Annotated in this window: 12 protein-coding genes; 3 read left to right on the top strand and 9 right to left on the bottom strand. The window is 74.0% G+C overall.

Annotated features, from left to right (window positions below):
• The 6 genes from OUY22_RS33350 to OUY22_RS33325 all read right to left on the bottom strand — a co-directional run.
• Positions 1-294, bottom strand: a 294-nt coding sequence (locus OUY22_RS33350; protein ID WP_270159260.1) for a precorrin-2 dehydrogenase/sirohydrochlorin ferrochelatase family protein, incomplete at its 3' end; no start/stop codon positions are given.
• Positions 295-393: 99 nt separating this feature from the next.
• On the bottom strand, positions 394-1,413 hold the full coding sequence (speB, locus tag OUY22_RS33345; RefSeq protein ID WP_270159259.1) for an agmatinase: 1,020 nt from the start codon (positions 1,411-1,413) through the stop codon (positions 394-396).
• A gap of 27 nt (positions 1,414-1,440) precedes the next feature.
• The gene (locus OUY22_RS33340) at positions 1,441-2,571 is read right to left on the bottom strand and encodes a nicotinate-nucleotide--dimethylbenzimidazole phosphoribosyltransferase (RefSeq protein ID WP_270159257.1); all 1,131 of its coding nucleotides are present in this window, start codon (positions 2,569-2,571) and stop codon (positions 1,441-1,443) included.
• Between the two features lie 13 nt (positions 2,572-2,584).
• Positions 2,585-3,430, bottom strand: a complete 846-nt coding sequence (locus OUY22_RS33335; RefSeq protein WP_270159256.1) for a sirohydrochlorin chelatase — start codon at positions 3,428-3,430, stop codon at positions 2,585-2,587.
• A 68-nt stretch (positions 3,431-3,498) separates the two neighbouring features.
• Positions 3,499-4,674, bottom strand: a complete 1,176-nt coding sequence (locus tag OUY22_RS33330; protein WP_270159255.1) for a bifunctional cobalt-precorrin-7 (C(5))-methyltransferase/cobalt-precorrin-6B (C(15))-methyltransferase — start codon at positions 4,672-4,674, stop codon at positions 3,499-3,501.
• Positions 4,675-4,764: 90 nt separating this feature from the next.
• Positions 4,765-5,844, bottom strand: a complete 1,080-nt coding sequence (locus OUY22_RS33325; RefSeq protein ID WP_270159254.1) for a GNAT family N-acetyltransferase — start codon at positions 5,842-5,844, stop codon at positions 4,765-4,767.
• 74 nt (positions 5,845-5,918) lie between these two features.
• Between OUY22_RS33325 and OUY22_RS33320 the strand changes: the two genes are divergently transcribed.
• On the top strand, positions 5,919-6,281 hold the full coding sequence (locus tag OUY22_RS33320; RefSeq protein WP_270159253.1) for a DUF2795 domain-containing protein: 363 nt from the start codon (positions 5,919-5,921) through the stop codon (positions 6,279-6,281).
• Between the two features lie 3 nt (positions 6,282-6,284).
• Positions 6,285-7,295: a baeRF2 domain-containing protein gene (locus tag OUY22_RS33315; RefSeq protein ID WP_270159252.1), complete on the top strand. Its 1,011-nt coding sequence runs from the start codon at positions 6,285-6,287 to the stop codon at positions 7,293-7,295.
• Here OUY22_RS33315 and OUY22_RS33310 read toward each other — a convergent pair.
• Genes OUY22_RS33310 through OUY22_RS33300 form a run of 3 tightly spaced genes read right to left on the bottom strand, consistent with a single transcriptional unit; the run spans position 7,285 to position 9,984 of the window.
• Positions 7,285-7,869 (bottom strand): LutC/YkgG family protein, encoded by a 585-nt coding sequence (locus OUY22_RS33310; RefSeq protein ID WP_270159251.1) that lies wholly within the window; start codon positions 7,867-7,869, stop codon positions 7,285-7,287. The genes OUY22_RS33315 and OUY22_RS33310 overlap by 11 nt on opposite strands.
• Entirely contained in the window at positions 7,856-9,256 is a 1,401-nt protein-coding gene (locus OUY22_RS33305; protein WP_270159250.1) for a lactate utilization protein B, read from the bottom strand. Before OUY22_RS33305 ends, OUY22_RS33310 begins: the two co-directional genes overlap by 14 nt.
• Positions 9,253-9,984, bottom strand: coding sequence for a (Fe-S)-binding protein (locus OUY22_RS33300; RefSeq protein ID WP_270159249.1), 732 nt, complete (start codon positions 9,982-9,984; stop codon positions 9,253-9,255). The genes OUY22_RS33305 and OUY22_RS33300 overlap by 4 nt, the downstream gene beginning before the upstream one ends.
• A 75-nt stretch (positions 9,985-10,059) precedes the next feature.
• Between OUY22_RS33300 and OUY22_RS33295 the strand changes: the two genes are divergently transcribed.
• A partial coding sequence (locus OUY22_RS33295) for a FadR/GntR family transcriptional regulator (protein ID WP_270159248.1) occupies positions 10,060-10,357 on the top strand: 298 nt, incomplete at its 3' end.

Here is a 10,357-nt window from a genome sequence, read left to right as displayed (position 1 = left end):
GATGCGCTTGGCCTCGGCCTCGGCGGCCACCGCGGTGTTGACGGACCGGTCGTCGGTGCACGCCTGCACGAGCCAGGCGCCGTCGCAGTCGCCCACCTGATAGGGCCGGGCGTGCCAGGTGACGCGGCCGGCGGCGATGAGGTCGTCCAGAGCGGGGGTGACGGACGGCGAGACCACGCTCACCTCCGCGCCCGCCTCGATCAGCGCGGGCACCCGACGCTGGGCGACTCGCCCGCCGCCCACGACGAGGACGCGGCGGCCGGAGAGCCGCAGGCCGAGGAGGTAGGGACCCATGGTAGGGGAATCTTCCGTTCGCGGAACGTTACGTGCTAGGTGGTTAACCTACCGGCTCCCGGCGCACCGGCTCTCAACGGATCAGGTGAATCGCATGGGTCACCGGCCGTCGAGCAGAGGCTGGCGCGGGTCCCAGCGCGGGCCGCCCGCGTCGTCGGCGCGCCGTCTGGCCATCGCCGAGAGCGCCTCCAGGATGACCCTGTTGCCGAGCAGCGCCGTGATGTCGGCGTGATCGTACGGGGGCGCGACCTCGACGACCTCCAGGCCCGCGACGGGCAGTTCGTAGCAGATGCGCCGCACCGCGTCGAGCAGTTGCCGGGCGGTGAGCCCGCCCGGCTCGGGGGTGCCGGTGCCGGGCGCGTGGCCGGGGTCGCACACGTCGATGTCGACCGACAGGAAGATCCGGTCGCACTCGTCCAGTGCGATCCCGAACGCCTCGGTGAGGCAGGTGTCCAGGCCGCGGGTGACGATCTCGGTCATCTCGTACGAGCGCATCCGCTGCTGGGCCATCCACTCCAGCGTCTCGGGTTCGGGCCAGTAGCCGCGCAGGCCGATCTGCAGGAACCGGTCGCCACGGATCGCGCCGGACTCGATGAGGCGGCGCATCGGCTGGCCGTGTCCGTGCAGGTGGCCGAAGGCGATGTTCCCGGTGTCGGCGTGCGCGTCGAAGTGGATCATCGAGGTGCGGCCGGGAGCGTGCGCCCGTGCGGTGCCGCGGGCGTCCGGCAGAGCGATCGTGTGGTCGCCGCCGAGCACGACCGGGACGGCGCCGGAGGCGGCGACGCGGTGCACGGCCGACTCGATGGCCGCCAGCGAGGTCTCCACGTCGCCCGAGTAGCACTCGACGTCGCCGGCGTCGAGCACGCGCAGGTCGCGCAGCGCGTCCACGCGCAGCGCCAGGCTGGGCCTGGTGCCGTCGTGCGGCAGGTAGCAGGCCTGCCGCAGGGCCATCGGGCCGAACCGGGCGCCGGGCCGGTGGGAGGTCCCGCCGTCGAAGGGCGCGCCGACGATGACGACGTCCGCGTCGGCGTAGCTCGCGGGGTCGTCCAGGTCGCAGCGTTCGACGCCGAGGAATGTGATGTCCGGGCCGTACATCGGTCCGTATCTGGGCACTGTCACCTCACATGGCTCCTGTCCCTTTTATCATCACATGGGCTTTTCGGTGACTCCCGCCGAGTCGAACGTGGCGACCTCGTGCATGACCCGTACGGCGGCGCAGACGAGCGGGTGGGCCAGCAGGCCGCCGGTGCCCTCGCCGAGCCGCAGCTCCAGGTCGACCAGGGGGCGCAGGCCGAGATGGCCGAGGGCGGCGGCGTGTCCGGGCTCGGCGGAGCGGTGGCCCGCGACGCAGTGGTCGACGACGGCGGGGTGGAGCGCGGCGGCGGCCAGCGCGGCGGCTCCGGCGATCACCCCGTCGAGGATCACCGGCACGCGCGCCGCCGCCCCGCCCAGGACGAACCCGGCGATGGCGGCGTGCTCGAACCCGCCGACGGCCGCCAGCACCCGTGACGCCTCGGCCCGGCGGTCCCGCACGGGCCCGCCGTCCGGCCGCCCCGGCGTCGCCGGCTCCTCCAGGAGGCCGTTGACCTGGAGGGACTCGCGGACCACGGCGATCTTCCTGGCGTGGGCCTCCGCCGTGATGCCGGTGCCGAGACCGGTCACCTCCTCGGGGTCGCGGCCGGTGAAGGCCGCGATCAGGGCCGCGGAGGCCGTCGTGTTGGCGATGCCCATGTCGCCGGTGATCAGGCACCGGGCGCCGGACGCGACCAGGTCGCGGGCCACGCCGATGCCCGCCTCCAGCGCGCGGACGACCTCCTCGCCCGTCATGGCCGGTCCGCGCGACAGGTCGGCGGTGCCGTACCCGATCTTCCGCTTGACCAGGCGGGGGTGGTCGGGCAGGTCGGCCGCGACGCCGACGTCCACCACGGTGACCGACGCCCCGGCCTGGGCGGCGAAGGCGTTGGCCACCGCCCCGCCGGCCAGGAAGTTGCTCACCATCTGCACCGTGACCTCCTGCGGCCACGGGCTGACGCCCCGGGCGTGCACGCCGTGGTCGGCCGCGAAGATGGCCAGCGCGGCGGGCGCCGGCACGGGCGGCGGGCTCACCCCCGCCGCTCCGGCGAGCCGTACGGCGACCTCCTCCAGCGCGCCCAGCGACCCGCGCGGCTTGGTGAGCCGGTCCTGGTGGGCGCGGGCGTCGGCGAGCACGGCGGGGTCGGCGGGGCGGAGCGCGGCGAGCGTCTCGGAGAGCGTCTCGGCGGGCGTCTCGGCGGGCACGGAACCTCCGGGATCAGGGGACCAGGTGAAGCGCTTCCTCGTAGCGGTCGATGACCACGTCGGCCAGCGTCTCACAGTCCCCGATGACCTCGGCGCAGCGGATGTCGAGTTCGGGATGGCCGGCGCCGTAGGCGAGCGCCTGCGCCCACACGCGCTCCAGCGTGCCGCCCGCGAACAGCAGGTAAGGCACCACGATGACGCGCTTGGCGCCCAGGCGGCGGCAGCGCTCCAGCCCGCCGGGCACGCCGGGCGGCGTGAGGGAGACGAACGCGGTCTCCACGGTCATGAGGTCGTACGCGTGCGTCTCCCAGAACAGCCGGGACACGCGGTGCACGTCGGCGTTGGCGGCCGGGTCGGTGGAGCCCTCGCCGACCAGCACGACGGCGGTCTCGCCCGGCTCGACGTGCGCCGGGACGCCGTCGGGGGCGGCGCCGTCGACGGCGCGCAGCCGGGGCCTGCCGCCGACCAGCTCCAGCGGGCGCGGCCTGGGCATCTCGGCGGCGGCGTCGTTGAGCCGCTCGGCGAGCAGCGCCAGCACGCGCGGGTCAGGCCCGACCGGGCGGCCGTAGTCGTAGCGGAGCGTGGGGTGCCGCTGCTGCTCCAGGGCCATGGCGGCGGGCAGGTCCGCGTTGGCCCGGCTCAGGCTCAGCGGCAGCGCGACCAGCCGGTGGTGGCCGCGGGCGACCAGGGATGCGACGGACTCGCTCAGCAGCGGCGTGGCCCGCTCCAGGTAGCCGCCCGACACAGCGGCTGCGGTGCGGTCGAGCCGGCAGCGGAGCCGGTGCACGAACCTGCCGAACTCGGCGGAGTCGGCGTCGTCGTTGGAGCCCTGCCCGACGAGCAGGAGCGGCGGCTTCATGGGGAAGGTTCTCCGGTGCGTAGATGAGGACACGCGAGGATAACCGATGTGCGGCGCTGAGCGACAGGTCAGGAACCGTCGGCGGGGGTCGCGTGCACCACGAAGACCGGGTCGGCCGAACTGAGGCTGTGCGCGCCGTCGGGGCCGATGACCAGCCCGGCGGCCAGGATCTGGGTGCCCTCGGCGCGGTAACCGTGCTCGCGCAGCAGGTCGAGCACCGCGGCCACGCGCTCGACGGTCTTCAGCGCGCACACCAGCGAGCGGGGCCGGCGGGCGGCGCAGGCGACGACCACGTCGGGCCCGCCGCCGCCGACGAAGACGGCGTCGGGGTCGGGCAGCGGTTCGAGCGCGGGCGGCGCCTGGCCCCGGGTCAGCGCCACCTTGACGCCGTGACTCAGCACGTTCTCGCGGAGGCGGGCGCAGGCGGCGGCGTCGCGCTCGACGGCCACGACGGCGGCGCCGAACCTGGCGCACTCCACCGCGATCTCGCCGCTGCCCGCCCCCACGTCCCAGACGAGGTCGCCGAGCCGGGGGCCGAGCTTGGCGAGCACGTACGCGCGCACCTCCGCGGGCAGCCTGGACTCGAAGGGCAGCGCCCATCCGGCCGGCCCCGGCTGGGCGCCCGCCACCCAGCCCGGTTCCTTCCGGCGGTGCAGCGGGTCGACGACGAGCACCACGTCCGGGTCCTTCCACGGCCGGGTGGTGGCCTCGCCCATGCGGCTGTGGGTGACGCGCTCGTCGGGGCCGCCGAGGTCCTCGCAGACGATGAGGGCGCGCGGGGTGGTGGGCGCGAGCTCCCTGGCGATCTCGCCGGGGCCGACCCCGGGGGCGACGAGCAGGGCGACCTTGGGGTGCGCCCGGCAGGCGTTGACGACGCGGCCGAGCTGGTGCGGGCCGGCCGGGGCGACGACGAGGGCGTCCTCCCAGTTGAGCCCGGCGCAGGCGAAGGCGCGGGTGACGATCGAGGTGGCGGGCAGCACGTCGGGCTCCAGCCCGTGGCCGCGCAGCGTACGCACGACGCCGAAGAAGCCCGGGTCGCCCTCGGCGATCACGACGGCTGAGCCCTCGCCGCGCCCGAGGTGGGTGTCCAGGGCGTCGAGCAGGCCGTCGGGCGGGGCCGTGACGGCTGACAGGGTGAGCCGCCGGGTCAGGCTCTCGGGGCCGATGACCAGCGTGGCCGCCTTCAGCCGGTCGACCGCCTTGGCCGGTAGATCGGAACCGTCCCACCCGACAACCGTGATCATGCGCCTCACCGTCCTCACCCCCAGATTGACGGGTGCACCGCCGTTTCACCAAGAGTTCGCGGCGCCCGGTTCGGGCTGAGGACCGGGCGATCAGCCGAGGTCGGCGGGGACGAGGCTGTAGACCACGAGGTCCTCACCGCGCAGCGCGCCTCGCTCGACGCCCTCGCGGACGAAGCCCGCCTTCTCGGCGACCCGCTGGGAGGCCGGGTTGGACGCGGCGGCCCGCAGCCTGAGCCGGTGGAAGCGTTGCTCCTGGAGCAGCCAGCGGCCGATGGCGGTGACGGCCTCGGCGGTGTAGCCCCGGCCGCGCGCCCACGGTGCGGCCATGTAGCCGATCTCGCCCGTCCGGTTGCCCCAGTCCACGTCCCGGAGGTCGACGCTGACCGCGAACCGGCCGCCCGCCTCCTCCTCGACGGCCCAGGCGATGCCCTGGCCGCGCAGCCGCATCCGCTCCGCGCCCGCGATGAACGCGCGGGCGTGCGCCTGGGTGTAGTTGCGGGGCACGCCGGTCATGGCCTGGGTGAGCGGGTCGGCCGCGGTGGCGGCCAGGTCCGGCACGTCCTCCTCGACGAACGGCCGGACCAGCAACCGGCCGGTGCGCAGCTCGGTCCTGGGCAGGAGGTCGGCCGGGGTGCGGCTGTCGTCGCGCAGCATGCCGAAGATCACCAGGTCGTGCGGCCCGTCGTCCTCCAGCACCGCGGCGCGCAGCACGCCCTCCCAGGTGAAGCCCGCTTTCCTGGCGACGCTCAGTGACGGCAGGTTGTCCAGGTCGGCCGTCAGGTCGACGCGCCGCAGCGTGGTCTCGGCGAAGACGTACGCGACGAGCCCGCGCAGCGCCTCGGTGGCGAACCCGCGTCCCCGGTGGAGCGGGTGCACGCCGTAACCCACCTCGGTGGTGCCGGCGCCCCACACGGTCTTGAACAGGCTGATCGCGCCGACGATGAGCCCGTTCCGGTCCGTCATGGCCAGGTGGACGCCCTGGCCGGAGCGGTGCAGCTCGTGCACGCCGTTCGCGAGCCACTGGGGGACGGACGCCACGTGGCCCGGTGCGCCGGGAGGCAGGAACCGGGCGCCGGACTCGACGACGGATCGGATCCGATCCGCGTCGGAGGGGCCGAACGGGCGCAGGACGAGCCGCTCGGTGGTGATGGCCGGCTGGGGATCGAACACGTCCGCAGCGTACACAACTCACCATGTTTGCCCACGAAAGCCCGGGTAGGGGGCGGCAACGGGGAGGAGTGACGATGAAAGAGCACAGCCCTCGCACGGACGAGCGGCGACGGCACGAACCGGAGGGACCGGACGGCCCTCACGGCCTCAGGACCGCACCCGCCGAGGAGTGGCGCGAGCCCGAGCCCGGCCAACTGGAGCGGGTGCACCGCTACTCGCCGGGGCTGCGCGGCCACGCCGCGCGCGCCGACGTGGCCGCGTGGCTGAGTGACGCCGACTTTCCCGCGACCCCGTACGACCTGATGCGGCACGCCGAGCGGATGGGCGCCCCGGACGAGGTGGTCACCGTCCTGCGCCTGCTCCCGGCCCGCCGCTACCTGACCATTCCCGAGGTGAGCCGGGCCGCGGGACGCGACCCGGCGAAGCGGAGGTGGTGACCTGTGCGACTCGACTTCATCCGGTCGCTCTACGAACGTCCCGGACCGTACGCGTCGGTGTACGTGGGCGCGCTCACCGCGAGGGAGCGGGCCGCCCAATGGACCAGCCTGCGTGACGAGCTGGAACGGGCCGGCTGCACCGCGTCGGAGGCGCTGCGGGAGGAGGTGCTGAGCCCGGCTCCCGGCCAGGCGGTGTTCGCCGCCGACGGCGAGGTCGTGCTGTCGGAGCCGCTGTCCGACGTGCCGGACCCGCTGGCCGCGTTCGGGCCGCTGCCGCTCGTCACCCCCATGCTGATGCGGCGGGGCGAGAGCGTGCCGCACCTGCGGGTGATCATCGACCACGCCGGCGCGGACGTCGCGGTGTACGGGAACGGCTCTCCCCGCACGACGACCGTGCAGGCCGAGGAGTGGCCGCTGCAGAAGACCGCGCAGGGCGGCTGGTCGCAGCGGCGCTACGAGAAGACGGTCGAGGAGACCTGGGAGAAGAACGCCGTGGCCGTCGCTCAGGAGGTCGACGAACAGGTGCGGCGCATCGGCGCCCAGCTCGTGCTGGTGGCCGGGGAGCCGCAGTCGCGCTCGATGCTCTGCGACCATCTCGGCACCAGGTCCGCCGACCGCCTCCAGATGGTCGAGCACGGCCACCGCAACGCCACCGGCGCGTTCGAGCAGGACGCGGAGAGCGCGCTCGACAGCTGGCTGGACGACCACCGGGCGAAACTGGTGGAGCGCCACGGCGAGCAGGACGGCCCGTCCGGCGTGGCGGCGGTGGCGCGGGCCCTGCGCGAGGGCCGGGCGCAGGCGGTGCTCATGCCCGGCGAACTCGCCCGCACGGTGTGGATCGGCGCGGGCGCGACCCAGCTGTCGCCGGACGCCGGTGAGCTGCGCACCTGGGGGGTGGAGCGGCCGGTGGCCGAGCGCGCCGACTCGGCGCTCATCAGGGCCGCGGCGATGACCGACGCCGAGGTCTGGTTCACCGACCAGGTCCCGGACGTGGCGGCGGTGCTCAGGTACTGACGATCACCTCCAGGGTCCTGGGGCCGTGCACGCCCTCGACCCGGTTCAGCTCGATGTCGCTGGTCGCCGACGGGCCGCTGATCCAGGTGAGCGGACGTGCCGGGTCGAGCCTGGCCACGGCCTCGGGGACGCCCGCCACGATCTGATCGGCCCGCACCACGCACAGGTGGTAGTCGGGCACCAGGGTCTGCGCGCGGGTGCCCTGGCCGGGGCCGGTGTCGAGGACGATGGTGCCGGTCTCGGCGATGGCGACCGCGCACCCGGTGACCACTCCGTCGGCGGCGTCGAGCTCGGCCAGCGATCCACCGGCGGGCTCGGCGCCGTCCGACCACGCGGGCGGCAGGCCGTCGGGGATGACCATGCGGCGTCCCCGTACCAGGCCGGCGATCGCGGCGGGCACCTCGTCGGCGGGCAGCACGCGCACGATCGCGCGGTAGTCGCGCACCCGCTCGGCGAACAGCCCGACCAGGTCGTCGACCGGCGGCGCGGGCCGGTAGGCGCGCGGGATCCGCACCTCGGGCGCGCCGCGCACGGCCTGCCGGATCCGGCCGAGGATCTCCTCACGCGCGCCCATGCCGCTCCTGCCTCTCCCACCAGTCTCTGAACGGTTCCTCCGGGATGCCGGGTAGGTCGCGGGTGTCGGTCCAGGCCGACAGCGGGCCGGGCAGCCTCTTCGGCACCAGCCGGCGCAGCCGCGAGGCCAGGCGCTGGACCAGGGCCAGGCGGCCGCGGTCGCGGAACACCCAGCCGGCCGCCCGCATCCCGGCCCGTTCGGCGATCCCGTGCGGGGCCCGGGCGCGCAGGTGGACGAGCACCTCGGGGATGTCGATCGCCACCGGGCAGGCCTCGAAGCAGGCGCCGCACAGGCTGGAGGCGTATGGGAGCGAGGCGTCCAGCTCGGAGCCCATGCCGCGCAGCTGCGGGGTGAGGATGGCGCCGATCGGCCCCGGATAGACCGAGCCGTAGGCGTGGCCGCCCGCCCGCTCGTACACCGGGCACACGTTGAGGCAGGCCGAGCAGCGGATGCAGCGCAGCGCCTGGCGCCCCACCTCGTCGGCGAGCACGTCGGTGCGGCCGTTGTCGAGCAGCACCAGGTGGAACTCCTGGCCCTCGGCCGAGCCGGTCCACATGCTGGTGTAGGGGTTCATCCGCTCGCCGGTGGAACTGCGCGGCAGCAGTTGCAGGAACACCTCCAGGTCGCGCCAGGACGGCACCAGCTTCTCGATGCCGACCACGCTGATGAGCGTCTCGGGCAGGCTCAGGCACATGCGGCCGTTGCCCTCGGACTCCAGGACCACGAGCGTGCCGGTCTCGGCGACCATGAAGTTGGCGCCGGAGATGGCGACCTTGCTCCGCAGGAACCGCTCGCGCAGGTGGAGGCGGGCGGCCTCGGCCAGCGCGGCGGGCTCGTCGGTGAGCCCTTCGGGGGCGTCGCCCATCCGGTCCAGGAAGATCTCGCGGATCTCGGCGCGGTTGCGGTGGATCGCCGGCACCAGGATGTGGCTGGGGAAGTCGTCGCCGAGCTGGACGATCAGCTCGGCGAGATCGGTCTCGTAGGCGGTGATGCCCTGCTCGGCCAGCGCCTCGTTCAGGCCGATCTCCTGGGTGGCCATCGACTTGACCTTGACCACCTCGGTCTCGCCGGTGGCCTTGACCAGGTCGGCGACGACGCGGTTGGCCTCGGCGGCGTCACGCGCCCAGTGGACGTGGCCGCCCGCGGCCGTGACGGCCTCCTCCATCTGGAGGAGGTAGCGGTCGAGGTGGCGCAGCGTGTCGTCCTTGATCGCCTTGCCGGCCGCGCGCAGTTCCTGCCAGTCGGGCAGCTCGGCGACGACGCTCGCGCGCCTGTCGCGGATGGTGTGGGTGGCTTTGCGGAGGTTGTAACGAAGCTGCGAGTTTTGTACGGCTTTTTCGGCATTTTTCGGGAAACTGCCTGGCATGCCGAGGAAAGTGGCGCTCATTCGCCCGCCTCCGTGCCGGCCAGGATCTCCGCGAGATGCATCACCCGTACCCCCGTGTTCTGACGCCCGAGCATGCCGCCGATGTGCATGAGACAGGAGTTGTCGGCCGCGCACAGCACCTCGGCGCCGGTGCCGAGCACGTTGCGCGCCTTGTCGGCGCCCATGGCGGCCGAGACGGCGGCGTTCTTGACGGCGAACGTGCCGCCGAAGCCGCAGCACTCCTCGGCGGCGGGAAGCGGGACCAGCTCCAGGCCGCGCACCCGGCCCAGCAGCCGGACGGGCCGGTCGCCGAGGTGGAGCCCGCGCAGCGAGTGGCAGGTCGGATGGTACGTCACCCGGTGCGGGAAGTAGGCCCCCACGTCCTCGACCTTCAGCACGTCGAGCAGGAACTCCGTCAGCTCGTGCACCCGCGGCACGAGCCCGCCGACGGCCGCCGCTCCCCTGCTGCCGGGCCTGACCAGCTTGGGGTACTGCTCCCGGATCATCGCGGCGCACGACCCTGAGGGGACGACCACCGCCTCGTAGCCGGCGAAGACCTCGGTGAACCGGCGCGCCAGCCGCACGCCCTCCTCCGGGTAGCCGGTGTTGACGTGCATCTGCCCGCAGCAGGTCTGCGCGGACGGGAAGTCGACCTCGCAGCCCAACCGGCGCAGCAGCGAGACGACGGCCTTGCCGGTGCCGGGGAAGAGCGTGTCGTTCACGCAGGTGAGAAACAGGGCGACGCGCACGCTTCTCCTTCCGGGTATGGTCAGACCACAGTATGGTCAGACCATAGAGGACCGCAATCCTCGACGGAGGTCCCGTTGCCTGATACCCGCCCGAAGCGGACCCGCACGTTCGAGGACGTGCTCGGCGAGCTGGAGCGCCGGATCGCCGAGAACGGCCTGACCGCCGGCGACCGGCTGCCCGCTGAGCGGCAGCTCGCCGAGGAGCTGGGGGTGAGCCGCTCGTCGGTGCGCGAGGCGATGCGCGTGCTGGAGACGCTCGGCGTGGTGACGTCCCAGGTCGGCCGGGGCCCTGACGCCGGCGCGGTCCTGGTCTCCCGGCCCGGCCACGCACTCACCGACCTGCTCAGGCTGCACCTCGGGCTGACCGGCCTGG

The sequence above is a fragment of the Nonomuraea corallina genome (assembly GCF_027620315.1).
GTDB lineage: Bacteria > Actinomycetota > Actinomycetes > Streptosporangiales > Streptosporangiaceae > Nonomuraea > Nonomuraea corallina.
Note: the sequence above shows the minus strand (reverse complement) of the source record. Positions and strands in the feature narration are given on the sequence as shown.